Annotated in this window: 26 protein-coding genes; 15 read left to right on the forward strand and 11 right to left on the reverse strand. The window is 67.5% G+C overall.

Annotated features, from left to right (window positions below):
- Positions 1–17 precede the first annotated feature (17 nt).
- Positions 18–620: an AAA family ATPase gene (locus ACNSN4_RS12840; protein WP_418286211.1), complete on the forward strand. Its 603-nt coding sequence runs from the start codon at positions 18–20 to the stop codon at positions 618–620.
- Positions 617–1069 carry an RNA-binding domain-containing protein gene (locus tag ACNSN4_RS12845; protein ID WP_418286212.1) on the forward strand — a complete coding sequence of 151 codons (453 nt, stop codon included), beginning with the start codon at positions 617–619 and terminating at the stop codon, positions 1067–1069. Before ACNSN4_RS12840 ends, ACNSN4_RS12845 begins: the two co-directional genes overlap by 4 nt.
- A gap of 33 nt (positions 1070–1102) precedes the next feature.
- Here ACNSN4_RS12845 and ACNSN4_RS12850 read toward each other — a convergent pair whose 3' ends face one another.
- The 4 genes from ACNSN4_RS12850 to ACNSN4_RS12865 form a co-directional block, all read right to left on the reverse strand.
- Positions 1103–1681 (reverse strand): DUF7978 family protein, encoded by a 579-nt coding sequence (locus tag ACNSN4_RS12850; protein ID WP_418286213.1) that lies wholly within the window; start codon positions 1679–1681, stop codon positions 1103–1105.
- A gap of 121 nt (positions 1682–1802) precedes the next feature.
- Positions 1803–2396: a GNAT family N-acetyltransferase gene (locus ACNSN4_RS12855; protein WP_418286214.1), complete on the reverse strand. Its 594-nt coding sequence runs from the start codon at positions 2394–2396 to the stop codon at positions 1803–1805.
- Between the two features lie 89 nt (positions 2397–2485).
- On the reverse strand, positions 2486–3406 hold the full coding sequence (locus ACNSN4_RS12860; protein WP_418286215.1) for a DMT family transporter: 921 nt from the start codon (positions 3404–3406) through the stop codon (positions 2486–2488).
- Positions 3407–3490: 84 nt separating this feature from the next.
- Positions 3491–4150, reverse strand: coding sequence for an ArsR/SmtB family transcription factor (locus ACNSN4_RS12865; protein WP_418286217.1), 660 nt, complete (start codon positions 4148–4150; stop codon positions 3491–3493).
- A gap of 155 nt (positions 4151–4305) precedes the next feature.
- Here ACNSN4_RS12865 and gpmI point away from each other — a divergent pair, with 155 nt between their 5' ends.
- The 5 genes from gpmI (at position 4306) to ACNSN4_RS12890 (ending at position 9790) form a co-directional block, all read left to right on the forward strand.
- The gene (gene gpmI / locus ACNSN4_RS12870) at positions 4306–5928 is read left to right on the forward strand and encodes a 2,3-bisphosphoglycerate-independent phosphoglycerate mutase (protein WP_418286218.1); all 1623 of its coding nucleotides are present in this window, start codon (positions 4306–4308) and stop codon (positions 5926–5928) included.
- 129 nt (positions 5929–6057) lie between these two features.
- Positions 6058–7200 carry a thiolase family protein gene (locus ACNSN4_RS12875; protein ID WP_418286219.1) on the forward strand — a complete coding sequence of 381 codons (1143 nt, stop codon included), beginning with the start codon at positions 6058–6060 and terminating at the stop codon, positions 7198–7200.
- A gap of 130 nt (positions 7201–7330) precedes the next feature.
- Positions 7331–8194, forward strand: a complete 864-nt coding sequence (locus ACNSN4_RS12880) for a helix-turn-helix transcriptional regulator (RefSeq protein WP_496923291.1) — start codon at positions 7331–7333, stop codon at positions 8192–8194.
- A gap of 188 nt (positions 8195–8382) precedes the next feature.
- Complete coding sequence (locus ACNSN4_RS12885) at positions 8383–8988, forward strand: OsmC family protein (RefSeq protein WP_418286221.1); 606 nt, start codon at positions 8383–8385, stop codon at positions 8986–8988.
- Positions 8989–9001: 13 nt separating this feature from the next.
- Positions 9002–9790: a methyltransferase domain-containing protein gene (locus tag ACNSN4_RS12890; RefSeq protein WP_418286222.1), complete on the forward strand. Its 789-nt coding sequence runs from the start codon at positions 9002–9004 to the stop codon at positions 9788–9790.
- A gap of 163 nt (positions 9791–9953) precedes the next feature.
- Here the strand turns inward: ACNSN4_RS12890 and ACNSN4_RS12895 are convergent, their stop codons facing one another.
- Entirely contained in the window at positions 9954–11147 is a 1194-nt protein-coding gene (locus ACNSN4_RS12895) for a multicopper oxidase domain-containing protein (RefSeq protein ID WP_418286223.1), read from the reverse strand.
- Between the two features lie 183 nt (positions 11148–11330).
- Between ACNSN4_RS12895 and ACNSN4_RS12900 the strand changes: the two genes are divergently transcribed.
- The 3 genes from ACNSN4_RS12900 to ACNSN4_RS12910 all read left to right on the forward strand — a co-directional run bounded on the left by ACNSN4_RS12900 (position 11331) and on the right by ACNSN4_RS12910 (position 14738).
- Entirely contained in the window at positions 11331–11888 is a 558-nt protein-coding gene (locus tag ACNSN4_RS12900) for a metallophosphoesterase (protein ID WP_418286224.1), read from the forward strand.
- A 102-nt stretch (positions 11889–11990) separates the two neighbouring features.
- Complete coding sequence (locus ACNSN4_RS12905) at positions 11991–13757, forward strand: aldehyde ferredoxin oxidoreductase family protein (RefSeq protein WP_418286225.1); 1767 nt, start codon at positions 11991–11993, stop codon at positions 13755–13757.
- A gap of 102 nt (positions 13758–13859) precedes the next feature.
- Complete coding sequence (locus ACNSN4_RS12910; RefSeq protein WP_418286226.1) at positions 13860–14738, forward strand: hypothetical protein; 879 nt, start codon at positions 13860–13862, stop codon at positions 14736–14738.
- Between the two features lie 41 nt (positions 14739–14779).
- Here ACNSN4_RS12910 and ACNSN4_RS12915 read toward each other — a convergent pair whose 3' ends face one another.
- A complete protein-coding gene (locus ACNSN4_RS12915) occupies positions 14780–16315 on the reverse strand; it encodes an ATP-binding protein (protein ID WP_418286227.1) in 1536 nt (511 codons plus the stop codon).
- Positions 16316–16325: 10 nt separating this feature from the next.
- The gene (locus tag ACNSN4_RS12920) at positions 16326–17114 is read right to left on the reverse strand and encodes a DUF5806 family protein (RefSeq protein WP_418286228.1); all 789 of its coding nucleotides are present in this window, start codon (positions 17112–17114) and stop codon (positions 16326–16328) included.
- Positions 17115–17271: 157 nt separating this feature from the next.
- On the opposite strand from ACNSN4_RS12920, the gene ACNSN4_RS12925 reads away from it, so the two are divergent.
- The 4 genes from ACNSN4_RS12925 to ACNSN4_RS12940 all read left to right on the forward strand — a co-directional run bounded on the left by ACNSN4_RS12925 (position 17272) and on the right by ACNSN4_RS12940 (position 19972).
- The gene (locus ACNSN4_RS12925) at positions 17272–17640 is read left to right on the forward strand and encodes a universal stress protein (protein WP_418286229.1); all 369 of its coding nucleotides are present in this window, start codon (positions 17272–17274) and stop codon (positions 17638–17640) included.
- Positions 17637–18251 carry a GNAT family N-acetyltransferase gene (locus ACNSN4_RS12930; RefSeq protein WP_418286230.1) on the forward strand — a complete coding sequence of 205 codons (615 nt, stop codon included), beginning with the start codon at positions 17637–17639 and terminating at the stop codon, positions 18249–18251. The genes ACNSN4_RS12925 and ACNSN4_RS12930 overlap by 4 nt, the downstream gene beginning before the upstream one ends.
- Before the next feature lie 68 nt (positions 18252–18319).
- Positions 18320–18943 (forward strand): adenylate kinase, encoded by a 624-nt coding sequence (locus ACNSN4_RS12935; RefSeq protein WP_418286231.1) that lies wholly within the window; start codon positions 18320–18322, stop codon positions 18941–18943.
- Positions 18944–19054: 111 nt separating this feature from the next.
- A complete protein-coding gene (locus ACNSN4_RS12940; protein WP_418286232.1) occupies positions 19055–19972 on the forward strand; it encodes a DUF106 domain-containing protein in 918 nt (305 codons plus the stop codon).
- Between the two features lie 22 nt (positions 19973–19994).
- On the opposite strand, the gene ACNSN4_RS12945 is transcribed toward ACNSN4_RS12940, so the two are convergent.
- The 4 genes from ACNSN4_RS12945 to ACNSN4_RS12960 form a co-directional block, all read right to left on the reverse strand.
- Complete coding sequence (locus ACNSN4_RS12945) at positions 19995–20990, reverse strand: carbohydrate kinase family protein (protein ID WP_418286233.1); 996 nt, start codon at positions 20988–20990, stop codon at positions 19995–19997.
- Positions 20991–21086: 96 nt separating this feature from the next.
- On the reverse strand, positions 21087–22475 hold the full coding sequence (locus tag ACNSN4_RS12950) for a DHH family phosphoesterase (RefSeq protein WP_418286234.1): 1389 nt from the start codon (positions 22473–22475) through the stop codon (positions 21087–21089).
- 113 nt (positions 22476–22588) lie between these two features.
- Entirely contained in the window at positions 22589–23053 is a 465-nt protein-coding gene (locus tag ACNSN4_RS12955; protein WP_418286235.1) for a universal stress protein, read from the reverse strand.
- A gap of 59 nt (positions 23054–23112) precedes the next feature.
- Positions 23113–24729 carry a heme-binding protein gene (locus tag ACNSN4_RS12960; RefSeq protein ID WP_418286236.1) on the reverse strand — a complete coding sequence of 539 codons (1617 nt, stop codon included), beginning with the start codon at positions 24727–24729 and terminating at the stop codon, positions 23113–23115.
- Between the two features lie 139 nt (positions 24730–24868).
- Between ACNSN4_RS12960 and ACNSN4_RS12965 the strand changes: the two genes are divergently transcribed.
- Complete coding sequence (locus tag ACNSN4_RS12965; RefSeq protein WP_418286237.1) at positions 24869–26065, forward strand: lycopene cyclase domain-containing protein; 1197 nt, start codon at positions 24869–24871, stop codon at positions 26063–26065.
- Positions 26066–26087: the final 22 nt, after the last annotated feature.

Genomic DNA, 26087 nt, shown 5'->3' on the forward strand with positions numbered 1-26087 from the left:
GGGACTACTCCGCGCCAATGAACGTCATCGGAACCGTCGGCCTCCCCGGCAGCGGCAAGGGGGAGGCGGCGAACGTGGCCGAGGAAGCCGGAATCCCGGTCGTCGTGATGGGCGACGTGATCCGCGCGGAGTGCCGCCGCCGCGGGCTCGACCCCGCAGAGCACCACGGGCGAATGGCCGGCACGCTCCGCGAGGAAGAGGGACCCGACGCCATCGCCGCACGGACGCTCCCGCTCATCCGTGAGGCGGCCGACGAGACCGACCGCGGCACCGTCCTCGTCGACGGGCTCCGCTCGACCGTCGAACTGCAGCGCTTCCGGGAGGCGTTCGGCGACGACTTCACGCTCGTGGCGATCCACGCGCCGTTCGAGCTGCGCGCCGAGCGCCTCGACGCCCGCGGCCGCGACGACTCCGACTCCGACTTAGAGGCGCTCCGCGAGCGCGACGCCCGCGAGATCGGCCTCGGCCTCGGCGACACCCTCGAACGGGCGGACGTCGAGATCGACAACACGGGGACGCTCGCGGCGTTCCGGACTCGCGTCCGCGAGCTACTCGGGGTCGCCGAGGACGGAACAGCGGAGTCGCCAGCGACCACGAACGCCGGAGGTGACGGCGCGTGATATACAGCATCGACGTGCGGATCGAGGTCCCGGTCCACGACACGGAAGTGACCGACCGGGTCGCGGACGCGGTGCGGAACGTGTTCCCGGACGCGGACCCGATCCACGAAAACGGCGCACTCGTCGCCGAGGCGCACACCCTCGACGCCTTCTCCGACGTGCTCCACGAACAGGAGATCCTCGACACGGCCCGCCGCGTCTTCCTGCGGAACAGCACCGACGACGGGTTCTCCTTCTCGCTGAAAAAGCAGGCCGCGTTCGAGGGCGTCGTCAACTTCGCGGTCGGCGAGCCCGACGAACTCGGCGAAATCGATGTCGACGTTCGCGTCAGAGAACCCGACGTGGAGACGTTTATCGACTACGTCGCCCCGGAGACCGACGACGGACAGCCCGTCGACCCGGCCCGCGAGTACGGCGATCGGTTCGACCCCGAGGACGCGGCGTACTGACGCGTCTCCGTCGCGCGATGTCGACCGCTTTGGTCAATCGCTCAGGAGCGTCGCGACCGCCCCGCCGATCGCGCCGAAGGCGACCGGATAGACGACCCCGGCGAGCAGCGCGGCGGTGATGAGATCGGGTGCGACGACGCCCTCACCGACCGAGTACCGGAACGCGAACGCACCGATCACCGCGAGCGGGAGATACCCGGCGACGACGAATGCGCCAGACCGCGCCCCGTCTGCCGGTTCAACAGCGCCCGCGACGCGCGCGGCGGCGAGGCCAGCGACGATCAACAGGAGCGGCGGGACCGCGTACAGCAGCGTCAGCGACCCGCCGTCGGCCTCCGCGATGAGGCTCAGCGACCGCACGCCGCCGACCAGCGAGGGGATCTCGGTCTCGACGAAGTGGCTGTTATAAAACAGCCAGCCGACGCCCTGCCACGCCGGAATCGGGTCGCCACCGAGGAGGTCGGCGAAGAAATTGAAGCCCTGCAGTTGTTCTTCCACTCGACCGCGCTGCGTGACATAGGCGAACAGATAGCCGAGCACGTAGGCGACGGTCCCACCGACGGCACCGACGATAATTCCGCTCGTTCGTTCCGCGTTCTCGGAGGAAGTCATGCAGGCCGCGTCGTTTCGGACGCGGTAAGTGTCTGTTGGCTCGGCGCGACCGAATTCGCGGCCGCCTGATGCGAGGGACCCGCCTGCGCCGTCACTCGACCGCGGCCCACCGCTCCGCCCGTCACTCGACCGCGGCTCGCCACTCAGCCTGTGAGATCGTGTACCGCACCTCGTCGTGGACGCTGCCGTCGACGAACTCCAGGGTGTTCCGCAGCCGCCCCTCTCGGCGGCCGCCGAGGCGGTCGACGTATCCCTCGACCGCCCGCCGCGACTGCTCGTTGTCGGGGTGGTGGCTCACGGCGACGATATCGAGGTCCAGCTCCTCGAACGCGACTCGGACGAGGGCGGCCGCGCGCTCGCCGGAGTAGCCGCGACCCCAGAACCGCTTTCGGAGCCACACGCCGAGCGTCGCGGTCCCCGTCTCCCAGTCGACATCGAAGCCGGTGAAGCCGGCTATCTCGTCTGCCCCGTCCTCGCTCTCGCGGGGGCGAATCACGTACTCGGCGGCCTCGCGGTCGTCCCAGCGCTCGCGACCGCGCCGGAGGAACTCCTCGGTCTCGCGTATCGTCTCGTGGGGCTCCCACGTCACGTGTTCGGTCACCTCGTCGATACCGGGGTCAGACGAGCAGATCCGGTAGCACTCGCCGAGATCAACGTGCTCGGGCCATCGGGGTTCTAACCGTAATCGATCCGTTTCGATCGTCTCGGGGAACATACCCGCCCGTCTCACGGAATGGGATAAAAACCACGCCCGATGTGCGCCGCGTTCTCAGGGTCGAACACGGCTTGTTGATCTCTCGGTCGTCACCCGACCACGCCGCGCTGGCGCAGCTCCGTGCGGATCGCCGACCGCTTCACCAGCGCGAAGCCGACACAGATGATCAGGAATCCGGCGACCGTGTTCGGCGTGATCCCCTCGTTCAGGAACACCCATCCGGCGAGCGCCGCGAAGACCGGGGCGACGTACGAGACGAGGTTGATCTCGATCGGTCCGAGCCGGTCGAGCAGGTGGAAGTAGATGAGAAAGCCGATCCCGCTGGCCGCGATCGCGAGGTACGCGAGCGAGAGGATCGCCTCGGTCGTCCACGCGACCTCAGTGACCGACTCGCCGAGCCCGACCGCGAGCACGTGCATCAGCCCGGCACCGAGCAGCATCGACCACGCCTCCATCGTCTCGATCGGCATGTCGGCGTCAGACGCGCGGGTCAGCACCGACCCGAGCGCGAACGAGGCGGCCGCCAACAGGACGAGGAGCTTCGCGAACGTTCCGCTGCCGGCGAGATTCGAAGGGTCCGGTGCCGCCAACACGACGGCGCCGACGAGCCCGACGAGGAGCCCGAGCACGCCGACTACGGTCAGCCGCTCGGAGGGGAGAAACGCGCGCGCGAAGACGGTCGTCAGAACCGGGGAGAGGCTGATGATGACCGCCGCGATAGCGCTGGTGACGGCCGGGTCGCTCTCGCCGATGAACAGCAGAGCGTGGTAGCCGGCGATGATCAGGGTCGCGCCGACGGCGACGACCGACCACTCCTCGCGTCCTCGCGGGAACGGGTCGTCGACGACGTACGCCGCGTACGCCAGCATGACGACGCCCGCGATGTCGAACCTGAGCGCGGCGAACAACACCGGTGGGAAGTACGCCAGCCCCGCGTTGATCGCCATGAACGCCGAGCCCCAGACGGCGGCGAGGATCAGGAACAGCGAGAGGGTTCGGGCGCGACTCACACACGGTGTCTCCCGGCGGCGGGCCAAAAGGTTCCGAAACCGGCCGGGCCTGCAGGGACTCCGGCGCCCGGAGGGTTGGGTGGGCTACCGGATCTGGAACCGGTCACCGTCGCGAGCGACGACGCCGACGTCGGCGAGGCGGTGAAGCGCGTCGGCGACCGTCTCCTCGTGAGCACCCACATCGTCGGCGACGGCGGCGACGCTGCCGTCGGTCTCCAAGAGCGCGGAGAGGATCGCGGCGAAAAATCGGCTGTCCGCCTCAGTCCCGAGGCGTTCGTCGATCTGAGCGAGGGTGTCCTCGACGCGACCCTGCACCCATCGCTGCGCTAACGAAAGCTCTCGATCGAGGTCCTGAAGCCGCGCGTACTCGCTGGCGAGGTCGGCGAGGGTATTCGACGACTCCGACCCGTCCGGCGCCTCGATGGAGAGGTGCGGGCAGCGCCCGGACATGTCGAGGCTGTTCTTCGCGGGGTACGCGCTCTTCGCGCCGAATCCGTACGGGGACACGCTCACCTCCAGCCGGAGGCTTCGGCTGATGCGGAAGTACTTGCGACGCTGATCGTCGGTCGTCGACTCGATCAGACCCGCGTCTTCCAGCTTGCGGAGGTGGTCGATGACCGCCTTCGGGCTCACGTCGAGATACTCCGAGATCTCCGTGACGTAACAGGGCTTGGTCGCGAGCAACCGGAGGATGCGCCGCCGGTTCTCGTTGCCGAGGAGATCGAGCAGTACCGCGGAGTCCATTAACGTATGGTTAGCGTCGGACATATAAAAGGCTGACTTCAACGGTCGGCGGTGAGTCGAGCAGTCGGCCGCGAGTCGGGCGTCAGTTTCGCTCTGCGCACGCGCGTATCGCGCGGAGCGAAGGGTAGTTAGCCCGCGGCCGGGAACGGAGGCGTATGGACACGGCGCTTATCATTCTCGACGGGTGGGGCCTCAGTCGAGGGGCAGGGGGCGACAGAGCGGGAGGCGACGGATCGGACGACGGCGTGGGGAACGAGAGCGGAGAGCGCGACGCGACCGATTCGCCGGTCGACCCGTCGGGGCGGCTCGCCGGACGAGACGCGGTCGCGGCCGCCGACACGCCGACGTTCGACGCGGCGACCGAGCGCGGCGCGAGCGGACGGCTGATCGTCCACGGCCGCCGCGTCGGGCTCCCCGAAGGCCAGATGGGCAACTCCGAGGTCGGTCACCTGAACATCGGGGCGGGCCGCGTCGTCAAGCAGTCGTACACTCGGATCACGGACGCGCTCGCCGAGGGCTCGCTGTCCGACAACGACGCCATCGCGGGCGCACTCGACCACGCGCGGTCGACCGGCGGACGCGTCCACTTCATGGGACTCGTCTCCGACGGCGGCGTCCACTCGGACGTCGAGCACCTGCTCGCGCTCATCGACGCCGCCGCCGACGCCGGGATTCCGGCGACGTCGCACGCGTTCACCGACGGCCGCGACACGGCCCCGGAGATCGCCGACCGCTTCCTCGCGGACGTGACGGCGAAGGCGGACGAGCGCGGGACCGGCCACGTGGCGACGGTGACGGGGCGCTACCACGCGATGGACCGCGACGAGAACTGGGGACGGACGCGGAAGGCGTACGACGCGATCGTCGAGCGCGAGGCGCTTTACGAGGCCGAAACGGCGGTCGGAGCCGCCGAGGCGGCACACGCCCGCGGCGAGACCGACGAGTTCATCGAGCCGACGGTGGTCGCTGGCGAGCCCGAGCTCGCCGACGGCGACGCGGTCGTCTTCTTCAACTTCCGGGCGGACCGCGCCCGTCAGCTCGTTCGGATGCTCACCGACACGCGTCCCGAGTGGGAGTTCGACCTCGACCAGCCGGACGTTCGGCTGACCACGATGACGGAGTACGACGAGACGTTCACGTTCCCGGTGGCGTTCCCGCCGCAGATCCCCGAGAACACGATCGGCGAGGTCGTCGCCGACGCCGACATGACGCAGCTCCGGATCGCCGAGTCGGAGAAGTACCCGCACGTGACGTACTTCCTCAACGGCGGCCGCGAGGTGAAGTTCCCGGGCGAGCTCCGGGAGATCGTGAAGAGCCCCGACGTCCCCACCTACGATCTCCAACCGGAGATGTCCGCGCCGGAGCTCACCGACGAGGCGATCGGTATCATCGAGAACGCCGACCCGAACCTGATGGTCCTCAACTACGCGAACCCGGACATGGTGGGTCACACCGGCGACTTCGACGCGGCCGTCGCCGCGGTCGAGGCGGTCGACGCGCAGCTAAATCGGCTCCTCGACGCGGTCGCCGACGCGGGCGGGCACGCCGTCGTCACCGCCGACCACGGCAACGCCGACGACATGGGGACGCCGGAGAACCCGCACACCGCCCACACGTTCAATCCGGTCCCCTTCGTCTACCTCACGCCCGACGGCGACGACGGCGGCCGAGCGATCCGCGCGGACGGATCGCTGTGCGACATCGCGCCGACGCTCGTGGAACTGATCGGGCTCGACCAGCCGCCGGAGATGACCGGCGAGAGCCTCCTCACGAAGTGAGCCGCGTCGCGCGCGCGGAGTAGAACGGTGATCTGGAGAAATGGTGATCTGGAGAAATAAATGGTAAACTGCGGTCAGATTTCCTCGGGTTCCACCGCGTTTAATACCCTCACCGGAGAGTAATCTTTCATGACAGACGAGACCACGCCGGTGATCGCCGCCGCCTATCGAACGCCGCAGGGACGTGACGGGGGCGTCTACGCCGACGTCCGCTCAGAGGACCTCTCGACGCGCCTGATCGACCACACGCTCGCTGAGACCGGGCTGACCGGCGACCACGTCGACGACCTGATGTGGGGCGTCGCCCAGCAGCGCACCGAGCAGGACAACAACGTCGCTCGGGTCATCGCGCTCCTCTCCGACCTCGGCGAGTCCGTCCCGGCCACCTCTATCAACCGGTGGTGCGCCTCCTCGATGCAGGCGATCATCTCCGCGTCGGACGCGGTCGCCGCGGGCAACCGCGACTGCGTCATCGCCGGCGGCGTCGAGAACATGAGCCGCGTGCCGATGGACGGGGACTCGTATCAACACCTTCACCCGGAGCTGTCGGAGCGGTACAACGTCTTCCAGCTGCAGATGGGAATGACCGCGGAGAAGGTCGCCGAGGAGTACGACGTGAGCCGCGAGGCGCAAGACGAGTACGCCGCCCGGAGCCACCAGCGCGCCGCGGAGGCGACGGAGTCCGGGCGGTTCGACGACGAGATCGTTCCCGTGGAGACGGACGACGGGCTCGTCGAGGAAGACGAGGGGATCCGGCCGGACACGACCGCGGAGAAGCTCGCGGGGTTGTCGCCCGCGTTCACCGGTGACGGTACCGTCACCGCCGGAAACTCCTCGCAGATCTCCGACGGGGCCTCGCTCACGCTCGTCACGAGTAAGGCGTTCGCGGAGGACCACGGTCTCGACGTGCTCGCGGAGGTCGGCACGAACAACGTCGCCGGCGTCGACCCCACCGTGATGGGGATCGGACCGGTGCCCGCGACGCGGGGGTTGCTCGACCGCGCCGGCCGGACCATCGACGACTACGATCTGGTCGAACTCAACGAGGCGTTCGCCTCCCAGTGCGAGTACTCGCGGCGTGAACTCGGAGTCGACGAGGAGCGGTACAACGTCAACGGCGGCGCCATCGCGATCGGCCACCCCCTCGGTGCCTCCGGTGCCCGGCTGCCGGTGACGCTGATCCACGAGATGCAGAAACGGGACGCAAATCGCGGGCTCGCGACGCTGTGCGTCGGCTTCGGACAGGGAGCCGCGATCGAGTTCTCGCGGTAAGTGCCGAGGGCGCTGTTGCACCCGTAATCGGTGAACGTTCCGTCGGCCGTGCGTGACACAGGCTGCTTGCGATTCTGTCCAACGCAAATGCGCCTCGTTGAGCGTCGCGTGTGAGGGCACAACCGTTTTCATGTTTCCCCGCGTACGCTTACTGTTGAGGTGTGTTAACGTGAGACAGCATAATGCGGATTCACCGGTCGTCGATATCGCGTATCTCGCGCGGTCCGAACACCGTGTCCCGACGCTCGTCGCACTGACGGAGCGCCCTCGGAGCCGCTCCGAACTCTGTGAGTTGACCGGCGTGTCGTCTTCCACGATGCGCCGAACGCTGGACGAGTTCAACGATCGACGCTGGATCGATAAAGACGGGTACCAGTACGTGGCGACGCGACTGGGAGAGGCGATCGCATCCGGGATCGAAGACCTGATCGAACGGGTTGAAACCGAGCGAAAGCTGCGCTCTGTCTGGCAGTGGCTCCCCGACGCGATCAGTGCGTTTCCGTTCGAGACGTGGTCGGATCTGACCATAACCGTCGCCGAACCCGATGCTCCGTACCGTCCAGTGGGACGATTCGAGTCGCTTCTCCGAGAGACCACCACCGTACGGTTTCTCCGTCCGGAAGTCGCGCTGATGGATCTGTGTTTCGACCTGCTCTACCAACTGATCGCCGAGGGAGTGGAGATGAGGTTGATCGATCGTCCGGAGTGCCACCGCTACTTTCTGTCGACGTACCCGAATCGTAGTTCCGAGATGATCCGACAGGACCATTTCACGATATTAGAGCACGACAACCTGCCTTCGTACGGGACCGGTCTGCTCGACGACTGCGTGACGATCAGTTGTTACGAGCGGGATAGCGGGACGGTGCACGCGTTGATCGACACCGACGCGCCGGCGGTCCGCGAGTGGGCGGAGTCCCTCTACGAAACCCACAGGGCAGATGCACGCCGCGTGGAACTACAGAAGAGCGCCGAGTCAGTGCCCCACGACTGAACTCGCGGGGTTCCGCCTCGCCTGTTTCGCAGCTAGTGGTTCTGTTGCAGTTGTTGGGTATTTTGTGACGCTTGCAGGAACGGCGATACCTGCTGGATTCTCACAAAATAGCTACAATAGACACGACTTCGTAGCTCTGCTTACCGGGAAGAGAACACGCGTTGCTCTCTCGGGGGAGAGACAGAACCATGACTGACGAACGACAACTATCGCACGGTATCGACCTCGAAACACTGAACGGGTTCGCCGGACACGCCGCAGAGAACCCCCAAGCCGTCCAGCTTGGCCTCGGTGCGTCCGCGACGTACGAGGGGACGGCCGCGCACAGCCTGGCGAAAGTCGATAGCTACGAACTCGGCGGCGAGACGATCGCTCGCGACACCCGCGAATACACGATCCCCTACGGCGCTTGGAAGGAGGTACTGGACGCGGGCGGGTGGGTCGGTGGGATCGACCGGCTCGAGCCGGTAGAAGCCGCGCTGTCGGCACTGGCCGCCTGTATCAACGTCGGCATCAGCATCAACGCCGCCGCCAACGACGTGGATATCACCCGTCTCCAGACGCGCGTCCGGACCGATTTCGATCCGGCCGTCCTCTTCGGTCTCGCGGAACTCAAAGAGGCCGACTCGGTCTTCGAGAATCTCACCGCCGAGGTCGAGATAGACGGCGAAGACATCGATCAGGACCTGATCGACGAATGGGCACGGCGAGCACCCGTCTACACGTTCGTCTCCCTCGCACAGGACGTCGATATGACCATCAACACGCCCGCTGAGGTGGCGGTCGACGACTAACCGGTGGCCTCGAATGAGCGAATCACTCGACACGGACAAACTCGAACGCGAGGTCAAATCGATGTACCGGGGCGTCGCAGAATCGGCCGACGCGGACTTTCACTTCGAGACGGGCCGCGACCTCGCCGACCGGCTCGGCTACGGCCCCGACGAGCTCACGTACGTTCCCGACGCCGCGATCGACTCGTTCGCGGGCGTCGGCTACTACTTCGACCTGGCCGAACTCAAGCCGGGCGAGGCGGTGCTCGACCTCGGTAGCGGGTCGGGAATGGACGCCTTCGTCGCCGGATCGTACGTCACTGAGACCGGTACCGTAACGGGGATCGACATGACCGACGAGCAGGTCGAGAAGGCTCGCAACCTCGCGGCGGACAACGGCTTCCATAACGTCACGTTCCGACACGGCTTCATCGAGGACCTCCCGTTCGAGGACGGATCGTTCGATGCGGTGATCTCGAACGGCGTGGTCAACCTCTCCGCGCAAAAGGACCGAGTCTTCGAGGAAGCGAATCGAGTGCTCAAACCCGGCGGGCGGTTGGCGCTCGCGGACATCGTCAGCGAACGACAGCTGCCGGAGGGCATCAAGAACGACGCGGACCTCTGGGCCGCCTGTATCGGCGGCGCCGAACAGGTCGACGGATACACCAGGATGATCGAACGAGCCGGATTCGAGATGAAAGCGGTCAGAGAGAACACCGAGTACGAGTTCATCTCGGACCAGGCCGCGAACGCGTGCCATAAATACGGCGTACAGAGCATCTCGCTCGGCGCTCAGAGGCACGAAAACGAGAGACAAACATGACCAACAAAAGCGAACGACTCGACGCGGTGTCGCGTCGGAGCGTGTTGCAAACCGGCGCGGTGAATTAGACCCCGAACTGATGCCCGAACAGATACAGACGCCAACCGGCCCCGGGCCGAATATCTGGTGGATCGCACGGTTCGATCCACCGAACTAACGGTTTTTATGCGTCGTAGCCGGCCAGGTCCATCAGCGAGGCGAACTGCTCCGAGTCGAGGGCGTCCTCGTAGACGATTCCCGTGAGCATCCCGCCGGGATACGACTCGCCGTTCATCACGTGGTTCACCTTGTGACAGTGGACCGCGTAGATACCCGGATCCGCGTCGGCGGTGAACTCGATCGTCTTGCGCTCCGCCGGCGAGATCGGCACCACGTCCTCCTTGTATCGGGCGGCCTCCGGGATGACGCTCCCGTCCTTCTCGACGACCTCGAACCGGTGGTTGTGGGTGTGCATCGAGTGAGCCTCGTACCCGTTGTTGGTGAGGTGGATCCGGACGCGGTCCCCCTCCTCTACGATCATCGGTGAGCCCTCTTCGGGATGTAGGCTGTACGGGGCCGACCGACCGTTCACCGTGAACGCGTCGGGGTTGCGGTCGCGGTGGCCGAACGACACGTCGCCGCCCGCCGTCGACGCCGAGAGGCGCGTGTCCCAGTCTTTCACGGTCATGAAGAACTCCTTGTCCGGGGGCTCGTAGTCGACCGGGTCGACGCGGAGGATCCCGTACATCCCGAGATCGAGGTGGTTCTGCGTCTGGAAGTGGCAGTGGTAGAGGTGGGTCCCCGGGACGTTCGCCTCGATCTCGTAGGTGTGCGACTCGCCCGGGGCGACCTGCATCCCCGTCGTCGTCGGCGCGCCGTCGTCCATCCAGCTCTTCCGGAGCGCGTGCACGTGGAACGTGTGCGGTCGGTTGTGCTCGGTGTTGTCGTACGTGAGTTCGAGATCCGTTCCTTCGGTGACCCGGAGCACCGGACCCGGGACGCTCGGCTCGGTCTCGGCGGTCTTCCACCCCCACACCTCCGGCAGCTCCCACGGTCCACCCCGAGCGTCGTCGCCGAGTAACTGGTGTCGACAGGCCTCCGTCGAGAGCGTCACCGCGCCGTCGGTCTCGTCGAGATCGATCGTCGTCGGTGCCGAGGTGTACGGGTAATCGGTCTCCACGTCGGTCGCGTCGCTTCCGGACCAGTCGTCCACCTGCTCCGTGACGCCGTCACCGGTCGCGGCGGCTTCCGCCCCCCCTCGGCCGCTCACCTGCGGGCCGGTACAGCCCGCGATCCCGGCGGTTCCGACGGCCGCGGCCGCGGAGAGAAACGCTCGTCTTGACGCCGTTCGTCGTCCGGATCCGTTCTGCTTGTTCATTACGACCGCCACTCGTCGCCGGACGTGTTTAAAAGGGGAACCGGATACGCGGACCCTGAGAACCCGCCTCCGTGGCGAAAGCGTATATATACTCAGGTGTCGCGATCCGCGGTACCGCGTTCGTCGATTCATGGGCGTTCGTGACGGTGCGTATTTAAGTGATCGCGACGCCCTGGGCGATCCATGCTGATCGGCATCATCTCTGACACGCACGACGACGCGGCCGCCGTCGAGGCGGCCGTCGCGCTGTTCGAGCGCGAAAGGGTCGACGCGGTCGTCCACTGCGGCGACTTCGTGGCGCCCTTTTCAGTGACGCCGTTCGCCTCGCTCGTCGAAAGAGATAGTTCCGACGACGACACCGCTTCCGCCGCCGACGGCGTCGACTTCCACGCCGTCCGCGGCAACAACGACGGCGAGTGGGCGGTCCAGTCGGCCGTCGAGTCGTTCGGAACCTACCACGGCGAGGCGGCGACCCTCGCGTTCGACGGCCGCGAGGTCGCCGTCACCCACGGGACCAGCGGGGTCGTCGTCGACGCGCTCGTCGACTGCGGCGACTGCGATTACGTGCTCCACGGCCACACGCACGCACACGCCGCCGAAGCGCGCGACGGAACCGTCCGCGTGAACCCCGGTGGGCTCCCGATTCCGGTCGAGGGCGCGGACGACCGCTTCCGCGTCGCGACGATCGACACGACTGCCGAGGGCGTCGATGCGGTGACGCATCACGCGCTCGAACGCTGACGGGCGGTTTCGGGCCGGGTCATTGCGTCCAGCCCGCCCTGTCCCTCGACGCGTGCTACCGTCACCCGGAGATTTATCGCCGTTCCGCCGCTGGGTACCCGTATGAGACACGCGCAGGGACCGCTCCTCACCATCGATCTGACGGATCGAACCGCCACTACGGAGCCGATAGACGACCGGCTCGCCGCGTTCGTCGGGGGTCGCGGGCTCAACACGTCGCTGGCGTACGATCGGATTCCGTTCGACGCCGACCCGCTCGGCCCCGAAAACCGGCTCTACTTCTCGACCGGGCCGATGCAGTACTCGACCACCTCGTACACGGGACGGATGTCGGCGACCGCGCTCTCGCCGCTGACGAACGGGCTGCTCTCGTCGAACGCCGGCGGGTTCCTCTCGCGGAACTTCACCGGGGCGGGCTACGCCGCCGTCGAACTCGTCGGCGAGAGCGACGAGCCGCTCGCGGTTCACGTCCGCGAAGTCGGCGACGACGGGGAGCCGAACGTCGCGTTCGAGGAAGTGCCTGACCTCGTCGAAGCCGAGACCTCCGCCGTCTCCGCCCGATTCGCGGAGAGCCACGACCTCGGTCCCGAACACGTCGCCTGCGTCGGTCCCGCCGGAGAGAACGAGGTCCGGTTCGCGTCGATCATGACCTCGGACACGCGGGCGTTCGGCCGCGGCGGGCTCGGGGCCGTCCTCGGCGGGAAGGGCGTGAAGGCGCTCACGTTCGACGGCGATGCGGACGCCGAGATCGACATCGACTGGCCCGACGACGCCGGGGAGGTCCACCGCGAGGCCGCCACTTCCGACTCGATCATGAAACGGCAGGGGACCGCGAGCGTGACCGAACTCGCCAACGAGGTCGACGCGCTCCCGTCGTACTACTTCTCCGAGACGTCCTTCGAGGGAGCGGCGGGGATCTCCGGGGACCGCGTCGAGGAGAAAAAGTACAAGAAAGGCACCTGCTCCAGCTGCGCGTTCGCCTGCAAGCTTCCGACCCGCGACGAGGCGACCGGCGTCGAGACCGAGGGGCCGGAGTTCGAGACCGTGATGGCGTTCGGCTCGAACGCCGGCGTCGACGACGTGGTCGACGTGATGCGGGCGAACGAGCTGTGCGACGAGCTCGGGATGGACACCATCTCCTGCGGCGACGTCGTCTCGATGTTCTTGGAGAGCGAAGCGGAGTTCGGCAACGCGTCGCTCGTCAGGTCGCTCGTCGAGCAGATCGCGTACCGCGAGGCCGTCGGCGACAAGCTCGCCGAGGGGATCCACCGCGCCCACGAGGAGTTCGGTGCCGACGACTGGACCGTGAAGGGGATGGCTTTCTCGGGACACGACGGCCGGACGCTGAACGGGCAGGGGCTCGGCTTCGCGACATCCAACCGCGGCGCTGACCACATGTACGGGGAGTTCTACCCCTACGAGTACCCGCTCGTCGACAAGGACGAGGCGCTCGATCCGACCGGACTGGACGGGAAGCCGCCGAAGCTCGTCGCGAAGGAGAACCGCAACGCCGTGCTCGACTCGGCGGTGATCTGTAAGTTCTCGCGGGGCGTCGTCACCGACGACCGGCTCGGGGCCCTCTTGGGCGCCGACTACGACGACCTGCTCGGTCTCGGGGCTCGAGTCGTCGAGTTAGAGCGCGCGTTCAACAACGCCCGCGGCTTCGATCGCGCGGACGACACGCTCCCCTACGCGGACGCGATCGACGGCTTCGACGAGGGGCTCTCCGAGTACTACGCGCTCCGCGGCTGGAACGACGACGGGACCGTCCCCGGGTACGGCGGCACGCGGGACGAGCTGGGCGGGGGTAGCGGGGACGGCGGAAGCGGCGGAGGGGGCGGACGCGGCGACGCCGTGGCCGACGACTGACGCTGTACCACTCTTTCGATGGCCGTCGCAGCCCGTCGAGACACACAAGCGCGTACTTGTTCTTTCACCGACGTTATGACGGGGCGGCTCGAACCGGGCGATATGGAGAGACGCGCGTTCCTCGCGGACACCGTCGCAGCCGCCGCCGTCGTCGGCGGAACCGGTGGGATCGCGGGCTGTGCCGACCTCGCTGGCGGCGACGAGTCGCCCGCGACTCGCGATCCACCGCCGCGGCCGACGGAGCTCACCCCGGACGCGGTCGCGGCGTACGTCGCCGACTACGAGGCGGTCCGGGTCCACAATCACCACGTCGAGCGCGGCGCTACAGACGTGTCCGTCGACGCAGTCGCGACGTTCGACCACGCGGCTGGCGACGAGCACTACGCGACCGCTCAGCACGCCGGTACCCTGTACGACACCGATTCGGACGGCAATCGGTCGGTCGGCGAGCTGTCCTCGGCGCCCGTCCCGTACCTCGTCACGCCCGATCGAACGCTTCGGATGGATACCACACGCCGATCGATCGAAGGCGACGAGAGAGATCGTGCGCCCGACGAGACGGCGTCGCCGCCGCTCGGCGTCCGGCTACTCAACGTCACGGACGAACCACGCGAGGTCGCGGTTCGGGTGGTCCGGCGAACCGACGCGATCGAGGCGGGCGAGGACGAACTGGGCGCCGACTCGAACGACGGCGAACTGCGCGTCGACGCTCGCGACGGTGACGCGGCTGCGACGGAAGGCGACGCGCTCGTCGCCGAACCGACGGTGACCGCCGAGCCGCGGTCGGCGGTCGAGCTCCGTGCGATCACCGCCGTCCGCGGCGGCTATCGGATCACCGCGAGCTCGGAGACCAACGGCGTGACCAGTCTGGGACGGATCGAGGTCGGACTGCCGAGCGCCGACCGCGAGCCGAACGTCGACATCGTGGTCGACGGGGACGGGCTCTCGACGCGGCACCTCCCGTCGTTCGAGCCGATCTGAGACGCGACTCTCTCGGTGGCCGATCCGACTCCGACGCCTTCTCAGTCTGCGACGCCCGCAGGGTCGACGCCGCGGAACTCGAAGCGCGCGCCGCCGCCGTCGGCGTCGGTCACGGAGAGCTCCCACCCGTGCGCGTCGGCAACCTCGGCGACAATTTTCAGGCCGAACCCCGTGCCGTCGGGCTCTGTCGACATTCCGGCGTCGAACACGTCATCGCGGAGGTCGGCGGAGATCCCCGGGCCGTCGTCTGCGACGTAGAACCCGGTTCCGTCGTCGAGCGCGCCGACCTCGACGCGGACATCCGTACCCCCGTGGGCGACCGCGTTGGCGAAGAGGTTCTCGAGGGCCTGTCGTAGCCGGCTGCGGTCGGCCCGGATTCGGACGTCATCGACGGCGGCGAACGTCGCGTCCGCGGTGTCGACGTTCTCCCAGCACTCCTCGGCCAGGGCGGCGAGCGACACCGGTTCGGTTTCGTCGATCGCGGACCCCTGCTTCGCGAGCGTCAGCATGTCGTCGATGAGCGCGTGCATCCGGTCGAGCGACCGCGAGACCGCGTCGAGCTCGGACTGCTCTCGGCGTTCGACGTCGAGCCGCTCGCGCAGTAGTTCGAGGTTGCCCGCCGCGACGTTCAACGGGTTTCGGAGGTCGTGCGAGACGAGACTCGCGAACTCCTCCAGCCGATCGCGTTCTCGGGCGATATCAGACTCCCGCTCCCGGAGCTGTCGTTCTCTCTCGATCCGCACGAGCACCATCGTCACCGTCGCCGCCCAGAGTCGGGCGATCGCGAGGTCGGAGTCGTCGAACGCGTTCGGCTCCGCCGCGCCGACGTTGATGACCCCGTAGCGCCCGAGCGGGAGGATGAGTTCGCTGCGGATCGGCGAGTTCGGGTTGTATCGGTCGGGATCCTCACGCGTGTCGGCGACGTACTCCGGCTCGCCAGACTCGAACACCGTCCACGAGATGCTCTGCTCGCTGGCCGGAAACGTGGGGTGGTCGCCGATCAGGTCGTCTGCGGGGTCCGTCCAGACGACGGGTTCAAGCCGTGCCGCCGACTCGTCGTACAGCCAGACCGCGGCGATCGGGTGTCCCAGTACGTCCTCGATGTACTCGACGGCCGCCCGTGCAGCGACCTCCCGATCGGTCGTCTTCAGCAGGTCCTGTGTCGCCTCGTGAAGCGCTTCCAACGTCTCGGTGCGACGGTGGAGCTTAGCCTGCTCCGCGCGCGCCGCCTCGACGTCGACGATCGTCACGACCAGATGCGCCTCGCCGTCCTGCTCGAACGGACCGAGGCTGACGGTTACGGGGAGTTCGGTGCCATCCTTCCGGCGCACCGCGAGATCGATGCTCGCCGCCATCGAGCGGGGCTCGGGGTCGGCGACGTACCGATGTAGCTCCGCGCCGGCGGCGCCGTCGTCCGGGTCGTAGAGGAGCGTCTCGATGTCGTCGCCTTCCAGTTCCTCGGGCGAGTACCCCAGAAGCGGCTCAATGCGATCGTTCCCGGCTCGGATGACTCCGTTTGTGTCGACGATCACGACCGCGTCCGGGAGTCCGTCAAGCGCCGAGGGAAATCGGTTCATCGCTATCGCCTCACTGGTCCTCGGCCGGTTCGTGGACGTGTCCGCACTCGGGGCAGCGGACCTCCTCGCCACGGAGGTCGGCGGAGGAGGCGCGAACCTCGCGCATCACCTCGCTGATTTTGTCCTCCGCCTCCAGCTCGTCGGCGACCGCGAGGTCGACGCCCTCCACCTCTAGGAGGAACTTCGCGACCTCCGTGACCTCGTACATCATCTCGTCTAAGTCCTCGGCCGTGAAGAAGCCGGACATCGCGCCGTAGAGGAACGTCGCGCCCGCCTTCGTCACCTTCTCTTCGAAGGAGTAGCGGGCCTGATTGACCGCCTGCGGCGTGTACGTGTCGGTCATGAACGGGACCAGCTCGGGGAGGTTCTCGCCGATCTTCGTCATCTCGACGCCGGTTTCGGTGCGGAAGTCCGCACAGAGGCGCGCTATCGCCCACTCTCGGGCCGTGATGTACGTCCGGTCGCGGAGGAACTCGTTGACGCGCTCGTACCGGGCGCCGTCCATCTTTTTGAACCGCTCGTACTTGCGGACTTCCGGGGGGACGTCGGTGGCGTCGGTGGCGTCGGTGGCGTCGGTGGCGTCCTCGCCAGTCTCGTCGCGGTTGCTGGTCTCAATGCGATCGACCGCGTTGGCGGTCTCGTCGCTGTCGACGGCGCCGCTGCCACTGTCGACGGCGCCGCTGCCACTGTCGACGGCCTCCGCGGCGGACGCTGCTCGCTCGTCGGCGTCGGCTGGCTCGTCGGAGGGGTCCGATCCGTCGTCGGGCGGGTCCGACTCGGGATCGGTGTGGTCGCTCATGTTGTTATAAACCAAACCACCGGACAAAAGGGTTGTCGGTGCGTCCGAGTCCGATCCCGTGGGGGTGCTGCTCGCGGCAGCGAACCGACGGCGGTCGAGCGGGGTCGCCGTCGGCGATCGGAGATCCCTTTTTGTATCAGCGTGTGGACGTGCGGATATGAAGGTGCTCTGCGGGATCGGTGGCAGCGACGACTCGTTCCGTGCGCTCAATCGGACCGTCGAGCGCGCGGCGGCCGCGGACGACGACCTGACGATAGCGGTGGTCGACAACGAGGACTCGTCGGTCACCCCAGACGACGTGATGGAACGCGCTCGGGAGGCGGTCAACGACGCGGAGATCGACGCCGACATCAGGCGAGTCGGGGGCGATCCCGGAAGCCAGCTCGTGGAGATCGCCGAGACGGAGGGGTTCGACGAGATCGTCCTCGGCGGCGGTCAAACGAGCCCGATGGGCAAGATCACGATCGGATCGATCGCGGAGTTCGTCCTGTTGAACGCCAAAACCTCGGTCACACTGGTCAGATGAGCGACCGCCGCTACCCCGACGCGATCGCCGACGAGTTCCCTGCACCGCCGATCGAGTTCACGGACCGAGAGGACCGGTCGATCGAGATACGGGCGTATGAGGGCTCCGAAGTGGGGTACGAGTCGCTGGTCGAAATGTACGACGCGTTCGATCCCGCCGACCGCGCACAGGGGATCCCGCCCGGCGGCGAGTCGCGGATCCGCGAGTGGCTCGACGCGATCCTCGAGGGCGACTGTCTGAACGTGATCGCGTGGTGCGGCGACGAGGCCGCCGGTCACGCGACGCTCGTGCCCGACGGCGACGCCTACGAACTGGCGATCTTCGTCCACCAAGCGTACCAGCGAGCGGGTATCGGAACGCATCTCATCCGCGGGCTTCTGGGCCACGGACAGGCCAACGGCGTTACGACCGTGTGGCTCACGGTCGAGCGCTGGAACCGCGCCGCGGTGTCGCTGTACAAGAAGATCGGCTTCGAGACCTCGAACGCCGAGAGCTTCGAACTGGAGATGGGGCTTCGACTGAACGAGGATGAGAAGACGGACGACGAGGCGAACGGTGAGACAGACGACGAGGCGGCAAGCGACGCGGACAGCGACGCGAACGACGCGTAGCTGCGGTTGCGGTCGTAGTGTTGGCCGGGATCTTCAAGCCTTTACGTGCGGCGAGCGACCGCTGCGATATGAGTTATCGGATCTTACTGTTGGGGGCGCCGGGCGCCGGAAAGGGGACGCAGAGCGCAAAGCTCGCCGACGAGTACGGGATCGGGCACGTCACCACCGGCGACGCGCTCCGCGCGAACAAAGATATGGAGACGGAGTACGGCACTCCCCGCTCGTTCATGGAAGCGGGCGAGCTCGTGCCCGACCCGGTCGTCAACGAGATCGTGAAGACCGCGCTCGCCGACGCCGACGGCTTCGTCCTCGACGGCTACCCGCGCAACCTCGAACAGGCCGAGTACCTGTCGGAGATCACCGACCTCGACGCCGTCGTCCTCCTCGACGTCGACGACGAGGTGCTCATCGACCGACTTACCGGCCGCCGAGTCTGCGACGACTGCGGCGCGAACTTCCACGTCGACTTCCAGCCGCCCGAGGAGCCGGGCGTCTGCGACGAGTGCGGCGGCGAACTGATCCAGCGCGACGACGACACCGAGGAGACCGCCCGCGAGCGGCTCGAGGTCTTCTACGAGAACACCGAGCCCGTCGTGGAGCACTTCCGTGACGAGGGATCGCTCGTCACCGTCGACGGCGAGTCGACCCCCGACGAGGTCTTCGACCGGATCTCCGACGTCGTCGAGGCGTAACGCGGCGCCGAACGGCGGGGCGTAACGCGGCGCCGAACGGCGGGAAGTCACCGCGACGTGCCGTCGCCGATTCTACAAGGTTCTTAACCGTTCGCTGCCAACCGTCCGCTAATGAGCAAGGTCGAACGGAGAGTCCGCTCGCTCGTCCGGGAGGACGGCGAGATGCGGGGCGCCCTCGAAGTCGTCCTCGACCGCGCCACCGATGGCGAGGTCCAGTGGGTCGACGTCCGCGACGAGATCACGAGCGGTCAGTGGGGCCGACTCATCGAAAAGGAGATCCTCGTCGACGGAGAGGCCGGCTTCGCGATCGCCGACCGCGAGGCGATCGAAGACGGGCTCTCGGACGATGACGATGGCGATCTGACGAGCGGCGGCGACTTCGAGACGCCGGAGACGACGACGTGGACCAAGTGGGACAAGATCGCCGCGGTGGCGACACTCGGGACGTTCGTCGGCTACGCCGTCACACCGGTGCGAAACACGATCGCCGGGGCGATAGACCTCGTTCTCGGTCCGCTACTTAACGTCGTCCCGTTCTACGCCGTGATCATGGTGGTCGCGCTCGCGACGGGTCTGTATTCGACGCTCCTTCGCGCCGGTCTCATGGACATGGACAAGATGAGCATGTACCAAGACCGGATGAAAGACATCCAGGAGCGCCGCAAGCAGGCGAAAGAGCAGGACGACGACGAGGCGCTCGACGCGATCCAAGAGGAACAGATGGAGGCGATGGGCGATCAGCTCGGGATGTTCAAAGAGCAGTTCCGCCCGATGGTGTGGATCATGTTCCTCACGATTCCGGCGTTCCTGTGGATGTTCTGGGTGATCGGCTACCGCGGGTCCACCTCCGCGTACCCGGAAATCGCCGCACAGGAGCTCGTGGTTCCGCTCGCCGGAACTATCACGTGGGACACGGGGATCATCGGACCGATCCAGATGTGGATCGTTTGGTACTTCCTGTGTTCGATGGCGTTCACGCAGATCATCCAGAAGAGCCTCAACATCGAGATGTCGCCGTCCTCGTCGTAGACCGGCGACCGCGGGCGGACGACTACCGCTCGCCTTCCGTTTTCAGAAACGCTTCGACCGCCGCCCGATCCGGAAGCGCCGACATTCCGCCGACGTCCTGCACCGAGAGCGCAGCCGTCGCGTTGGCGAACGCGAGCGCATCGTCGAGGTCAGTCGTGTCGTCGAGATCGACTGCGTCCGCGAGACCCGCGGAAATCCGAGCGATCAGTCCAGCGGTGAAGGCGTCACCCGCGCCGGTCGTGTCGCGGCTCTCCACGGTGAAGCCGTCGTGCCGTGCGGTCGTCTCGCCCCACGGCGCGTCCGACGTGCTGGCGGCGAGGGCGCCGTCCGCGCCGAGCGTGACGACCGCCGTGTGCGGACCGAGCGCACAGAGGTCGCGGGCCAGCCCCGCGCCCCACCGCGAGGAGAGCCCGGTCTCGGCGACCTCCTCCTCGCTGCAGAACACCACGTCGCTCGCCTCGACGACCTCGCGAAGCGCCGTGAGCACGGCCTCCGTCTCCTCGTCCGCCACGAGGTCGGGTCGGTAGTTCACGTCGAACGACACGGTACAACCGCGGTCACCGGCCCGGGTCGCCAGCTCGACCATCGACTCCCGCCCGCGGGGATGTGTCAGCGCCACACCGCCGAGGTGGACCCACGAGGTGGACGCGAGCGCGCCCGTCGGGATCGACGCTGCCTCGAAGCCGAACGTGACGTCACCGGCGCCGTAAAACCGGAATCGACGGTCGTCGGCCTCGGGCGGCGACACCACCGCGAGCGTCGTGTTTCCGTCGACGCGCTCGATCTGTGTCGTCGGGATCGACTCGCTCCCGAGTGTCTCAGAGAGGTAGTCGCCGAACGGGTCGTCTGCGAGACGGGTCCAGAACGCCGGCGGATCGCCGAGGCGTGCGAGCCCGACCGCGACGTTGGCCGGCGCGCCGCCGGGGCGGTGCGAGAACCCTTCGATGTCGTGCAGCGTCGCTCCGTCTCCCGGGAGGAAGTCGACGAGCGTCTCCCCGGCCACCAGTATCTGCGGCATTGGGTCAACGAGCGACGGCGGTAAGTAAGAAACTACGGTTCGACGCGGTCGCGTCGACGCGGGCAGCCCCTAGCGCTGAGCGGGGCACCTGCCGGCTCAGTCGTCAGCGTTCGCGTCTGCGTCTGCGTCTGCGTTCGCGTCTGCGTCTGCATCTGCGTCTGCGTCAGCGTTCGCGTCTGCATCTGCGTCTGCGTCAGCGTTCGCGTCTGCATCTGCGTCTGCGTCAGCGTTCGCGTCTGCATCTGCGTCCGCATCTGCGCCCACGTCCCCGCTCGGTGTCGCGTTCGCTCTCGCGACCTCCTCAGCGACCGCCTCGAACGCCGCGAGGATGACCCGCTTGCAGGCCTGGCCCTCCGTCGTCCAGTGCTGGGCGTAGTCGAGCATGTCGTCGTAGATATCGGGCTTGCAGCCGGCCGCCTGCGGGTGTCCCCCGCCGTTGACCTTCCCGGCGACCTCGTGGGCGTGCTGGAACCCCTCCGAGCCGCGGATCGACGCGGATCCGGCGGGCTTGACGATCACGGCCGCGTCGGCACCGGCCTCGCGGAGTCGCTCGGCGACCTCGTTCTGCGAGCACCGGCCGTACGTCACGCCGACGGTCCACTCGGCGACCTCGTGAGTGACCGCGCGGTCGACGGCGGCGTCGATCCGCGCCTCCTTCTCGACGCGGCGGTCCGCGACGTACGCCTGGACCGTCTCCGGCAGGTCGGCCCCGTACGCGCCGACGATCGTCGTGTACTCCTCGCTGCCGGCCCAGTAGGAGTAGTCGGCGAGGTCGTCCGACCGCGGGTCCTCCTTGATCCAGAGGTCGTGGTCTCGGGTGACGGCCGCCAGTTCCGTCCACCGATCGTCGAACGCGTGGTCGATGGAGCGGAGCGCCACGTCGGCGGTACACTCCTCGTCGGACTCGCCGACGACGAGGTCGACGCCGAGGTCGCGGACGGCCGCCGCCGTTTCCTCGTCCCACTGGTGGTGGTCGAACCACCGGATCGCGGCGGTCGACTCCGCGAGGGCTTCGAGCGGCTCCGCGATCCACTTGTAGTCGTCCGGACACAGGTCACAGACGAACAGGTCGACGTCGTCGTCCGCGTACGCGAGCACGCGTTCGAGCGAGGTGTCGATGGAGTACGGCCCGGCCGCGATCAGTCCAACGGGAGACTGCGTGTGTGCGTCGTCGGTCGGGTCGTCGGTGTCGTCGGAGTCGTCGGAGTCGTCGCTATCGACGTCCGCGAGCCGCGCCTCGATGGCCGCCTCGAAGTCGTCGGCGTCGAGAGCGGCGTCGTACGCCTCCCGGACCATCGCGGCGCAGGCGAGCCCGTCGGCGTCGCCGTCGGCGATCACGATCGCCTCGCTCCCCTCGATCGTCTCTTTCGCCCGCTGCTCGGCGCGCTCGTCGTCGAGCGAGTCCGGGTAGAAGAACCCTTTTCCGGGCAGTCTCGTGTACCGCGAGCGGGAGATCCCCGCCTCGTCGATGAGATCGTCGTCCATACCGTTGAGCCGGGCGGGAGGGGGAAAACTCCGCCGTTCTCCGGTGAACCGCGCCCCCCGTCGCCGGGGTCTCTACCGTCACAGCCCCAGCCGTCGCAATCGCCTCCGACCTCTCAGATGGTCACTCGCCGCGGGTCCTCGTCGGTGAGTTGGCGGACGGTGAGGACGGGAATCGGACACGTGCGGACGACGCGCTCCGCGACGGACCCGATCAGAAAGCGGTTCTCGCCGTGTCGCCCGCGGGTCCCCATCGTGACGACGTCGGCGTCGATCTCGCGCGCGTACTCGGATATCTCGGTCGCCGGTCGCCCCTCACGCGCCTCGATCGTGACATCGATATCCGGGTCGCGGTCTGTCGCCGCGTCGGCCACCTGATCGAGCGCCTCTCGACTGTGGTCGTCGAGCGCGTCGCGGAGGTCGTCGCGCACCTCGTCGGGCGTGGACTCGACCTCGCCGCTGTCGACGACGTAGACGGCGTGAACCTCGGCGTCGAAGCGGGCGGCGATGTCGACCGCGACGTCGACGGCCCGCCGAACGCTGTCGGAGCCGTCCGTCGCGACCACGATCGTGTCGAACATGTCCCTCCGTTCGCCGAGGCGATAGTTAAAAACAGGCGGTCGATCGCGGGCGGCTCTCGCTACGCCAAGAAGACGTGTCGCGGCCGGTCCGCGAGCACCTCGCGGCCCCACTGGACCGTCTCGCGGAACTCCTCGGAGCCGAAGAAGGCCATGGCGTCCTCCTTCGCGTGCCACTGGCTCGCGATGAACATGTCGTTCTCGTCTTCGACGTTCAACATGAGATCGGTCTCGACGTGGCCCTCCATGTCGGAGAGCAGGTCCTCGACGCCGTCGAACGTGTCGGTGAAGTCTCCCTGATGCTCCGGCTTGACCGTGTAGAACATCCCCATCGTGCCGAACCCGGACTCCTCGCCGGCGCGGGCGACGACTTCCGGCAGCTCCGAGAGGAATCCGGCGGCGGTCTCCGCGGCGGAGGCCGTGTCCCAGATGGAGACGACCGCGGCGCGGTCGGTCACGCGCCCCTCGTAGACGGCCGTCTTTACGTGGGTGCCGTAGTGGTCGAAGTTGCCGCGGAGCCCCTCGACCTCGTCGAACAGCTCGTCGACGTCGGCCTCGCTGTACAGCACCGTCGCGTACACGTCCTCGCCGCTCGGCTTGCCCGCGTAGATGTTTAGGTCAGCCAGCTCGCCGCGGATGTCCGCGTCGGAGGTCCCCTCGCCGTCCCCGCCGTCGCCGCCGCCCGAGTGCGGATGGTCGCCCTCGCCGGCGGCGTCTCCCTCACCGTGCGGGTGGTCGCCGTGGGCGGAGCCGCCGCCAGCGCTGGCGTGGTCGTGGCCCTCGCCGTGCCCGCCGTGGCCAGCGTCGCCGTGATGGCCGCTCTCGCCGTGTGCGGAGCCGCTCTCCTCGCCGCGGGCGTGTCCGTGGCCCTCGCGATGGGCTTCCTCCTCGTCGGCGTCGCCCGTGGGTACCGTTTCACCCGCGAGGTACGCGCCGAGGTCGACGGGCGGGAACCGCCGCCCGATATAGAAGTCGCCGAACTCTCCGTACCGCGAGGAGGCCGGATCAAAGCGCATCTCGTAGACGATATCCTTGATGTCGGTCGGGTCCGAGCCGAACAGGGTGACGCCCCACTCGTGGCTGTCGAAACCGACGGAGGAGGCGATCACCTGCTTGATCTTTCCGGCGTACCGCTTGCCGACCTCGCCGTGGTCGGCCATGAGGTCGGCGCGGTCCTCGAAGTCGAGGTCGTACCAGTTGTACTCCTCGTCGCGCCGCTTGCTCATCGGGTAGAAACAGACGTACTCGTCGTCCGGAACCTCCGGCGTCAGCTTCCCCTCGATGTAGCGACGGAGTCCGGTGTCGACTGATTCGGGGTCCTCGAAGTACTCGTCCGAGACGTAGCCGGACACCTCGGTGACGGAGACGTACGAGGTCGTCCGCTCGGTGAACGCCGCGAGCGCGGTGTCTTCGAACCGGCGCTCGATCGCGGAGAGGTCGTCGAGCGTCGGCCGAAAGTGGACGAACAGCAGGTCGGCCTTGTGACCGAGCACCGAGAAGAGCCCGGAGTCTCCCTCCTCGGCGTCGGCGACCAGCTCGCGGTGTTTCAGGAAGGCCTCGCCCTCCTCGATCGCCCGACGTCGCTCTCGTTCGGGCGCCTCGCGCCACGCGTCCCAGTCGATACTGCGGAAGTCGTGCAGCGCGAACCACCCCTCCTCGGTCTGTGGAGCCTCGACCATACGTCGACTTGGGCGGCCGGGACTTAGGCGTTTGCGAGTCGTCGCCGCGTCTCCGGGGCCGGAGTCGCCTCGACGAGTCGAGCCGCCGCACCTGTGAAACCGCCAACAAGACTAATCGTGATTAGCGCGTTGGTGACGCATGGCAATCGCTCGGCACGAACGCGGACTGCGGGCTGACCTGCGGGCGCTGCTCTCGCAGGTCCATCCGGTGTTCATGTTGCCGCCGCTCGTGGCCTCGTGGTTCGGTGCGGCCGTCGCCGGCGAGTTCGCGCTCTCGGTGGGTGCGATTCATATGACCGCGATCTTCTTCGCGGTGTACACGGCGCACGTGAAGGACGGCTACGTCGATTTCTATCGTCGCGGCGAGGACGACGACCATCCGATGACGGTCCGCGGCTGTCGCCTCTCCCTCCTCGCCGCCGGCGTCGGCTTCGCCGCCTGCACGCTCGCGCTCGGTGTGCTCGTCGGTCCCGGCGCCGCGCTCGTCACCCTTCCGACCTGGTTCATCGGGTACCTCCACGCGCCGCAGCTCGACACGAATCCGCTCACCACGACGCTGGGGTACCCGACCGGTATCGCGCTCGCGCTACTCGGCGGGTTCTACGTCCAGACGGCCGAGGTGACCGCGACGATACTCGGCTTCGCGCTCGTCTTCCTCGCGACGCTCGCCGGGGTGAAGATCATCGACGACGAACAGGACTACGCGTACGACCGGTCGATCGACAAGCGGACCGTCTCGGTACTGCTCGGCCGACCGCGAGCCCGGACGCTGGCGTTCTCCCTGCTGATGGCCGGACTCGTCGGCGTTCTCTGGGGGACGGTCGGCGGGCTGTTTCCCCCGTCGGCACCGGCCGCGGCGCTCGCGTTCGGCTCGATAGCGCTGGTGGCCAGTCGGGCGGGCCCGACGGTCGCGACGATGCTGCTGATCCGCGGGGCCTACGTCTTCTTAGCCCTCTTGCTCGTGGCCGTCTGGTTCCGGCCGCTGTCCGGCACCCCGCTGCCGGATATCACCCTCTTAGGGCCGTACACGTACCTCGCCACCGAGGTCGTCTTCGGTGCGCTCGCGTTCGGCCTGCTCCGCTACGCCGGCGCGCTCCGTCAGGCGGCCCGGACGATCGCCGCCCTGTATCCGATCGCGTACCTCTGGGACTGGTACACGCTGGAGGTCGGCGTCTTCGAGATCACGATGCGCACCGGGTACGACCTGTTCGGGATCCCGATCGAGGAGCATCTCTTCATGATCGTCGTGCCGGCACTCGTCCTCGGTATTCACGAGACCATCCGGAAGCTCTCTGCCGAGTCGGACGACGCGTCTCGAAGCGATTCAGACACGTGAACGCGTCGCGGGTCGACCGTCG

The sequence above is a fragment of the Halorubrum marinum genome (assembly GCF_048381195.1).
Taxonomy (GTDB): Archaea; Halobacteriota; Halobacteria; order Halobacteriales; family Haloferacaceae; genus Halorubrum.

Bases quoted from the DNA above. Each gene is read 5' to 3' on its own strand.
- ACNSN4_RS12840 (WP_418286211.1), top strand. From the start codon at position 18: ATGAACGTCATCGGAACCGTCGGCCTCCCCGGCAGCGGCAAGGGGGAG.
- ACNSN4_RS12850 (WP_418286213.1), bottom strand. From the start codon at position 1,681: ATGACTTCCTCCGAGAACGCGGAACGAACGAGCGGAATTATCGTCGGT.
- ACNSN4_RS12855 (WP_418286214.1), bottom strand. From the start codon at position 2,396: ATGTTCCCCGAGACGATCGAAACGGATCGATTACGGTTAGAACCCCGA.
- ACNSN4_RS12865 (WP_418286217.1), bottom strand. From the start codon at position 4,150: ATGGACTCCGCGGTACTGCTCGATCTCCTCGGCAACGAGAACCGGCGG.
- gpmI (WP_418286218.1), top strand. From the start codon at position 4,306: ATGGACACGGCGCTTATCATTCTCGACGGGTGGGGCCTCAGTCGAGGG.
- ACNSN4_RS12875 (WP_418286219.1), top strand. From the start codon at position 6,058: ATGACAGACGAGACCACGCCGGTGATCGCCGCCGCCTATCGAACGCCG.
- ACNSN4_RS12880 (WP_496923291.1), top strand. From the start codon at position 7,331: ATGTTTCCCCGCGTACGCTTACTGTTGAGGTGTGTTAACGTGAGACAG.
- ACNSN4_RS12885 (WP_418286221.1), top strand. From the start codon at position 8,383: ATGACTGACGAACGACAACTATCGCACGGTATCGACCTCGAAACACTG.
- ACNSN4_RS12890 (WP_418286222.1), top strand. From the start codon at position 9,002: ATGAGCGAATCACTCGACACGGACAAACTCGAACGCGAGGTCAAATCG.
- ACNSN4_RS12895 (WP_418286223.1), bottom strand. From the start codon at position 11,147: ATGAACAAGCAGAACGGATCCGGACGACGAACGGCGTCAAGACGAGCG.
- ACNSN4_RS12900 (WP_418286224.1), top strand. From the start codon at position 11,331: ATGCTGATCGGCATCATCTCTGACACGCACGACGACGCGGCCGCCGTC.
- ACNSN4_RS12905 (WP_418286225.1), top strand. From the start codon at position 11,991: ATGAGACACGCGCAGGGACCGCTCCTCACCATCGATCTGACGGATCGA.
- ACNSN4_RS12910 (WP_418286226.1), top strand. From the start codon at position 13,860: ATGGAGAGACGCGCGTTCCTCGCGGACACCGTCGCAGCCGCCGCCGTC.
- ACNSN4_RS12915 (WP_418286227.1), bottom strand. From the start codon at position 16,315: ATGAACCGATTTCCCTCGGCGCTTGACGGACTCCCGGACGCGGTCGTG.
- ACNSN4_RS12920 (WP_418286228.1), bottom strand. From the start codon at position 17,114: ATGAGCGACCACACCGATCCCGAGTCGGACCCGCCCGACGACGGATCG.
- ACNSN4_RS12925 (WP_418286229.1), top strand. From the start codon at position 17,272: ATGAAGGTGCTCTGCGGGATCGGTGGCAGCGACGACTCGTTCCGTGCG.
- ACNSN4_RS12930 (WP_418286230.1), top strand. From the start codon at position 17,637: ATGAGCGACCGCCGCTACCCCGACGCGATCGCCGACGAGTTCCCTGCA.
- ACNSN4_RS12935 (WP_418286231.1), top strand. From the start codon at position 18,320: ATGAGTTATCGGATCTTACTGTTGGGGGCGCCGGGCGCCGGAAAGGGG.
- ACNSN4_RS12940 (WP_418286232.1), top strand. From the start codon at position 19,055: ATGAGCAAGGTCGAACGGAGAGTCCGCTCGCTCGTCCGGGAGGACGGC.
- ACNSN4_RS12945 (WP_418286233.1), bottom strand. From the start codon at position 20,990: ATGCCGCAGATACTGGTGGCCGGGGAGACGCTCGTCGACTTCCTCCCG.
- ACNSN4_RS12950 (WP_418286234.1), bottom strand. From the start codon at position 22,475: ATGGACGACGATCTCATCGACGAGGCGGGGATCTCCCGCTCGCGGTAC.
- ACNSN4_RS12955 (WP_418286235.1), bottom strand. From the start codon at position 23,053: ATGTTCGACACGATCGTGGTCGCGACGGACGGCTCCGACAGCGTTCGG.
- ACNSN4_RS12960 (WP_418286236.1), bottom strand. From the start codon at position 24,729: ATGGTCGAGGCTCCACAGACCGAGGAGGGGTGGTTCGCGCTGCACGAC.
- ACNSN4_RS12965 (WP_418286237.1), top strand. From the start codon at position 24,869: ATGGCAATCGCTCGGCACGAACGCGGACTGCGGGCTGACCTGCGGGCG.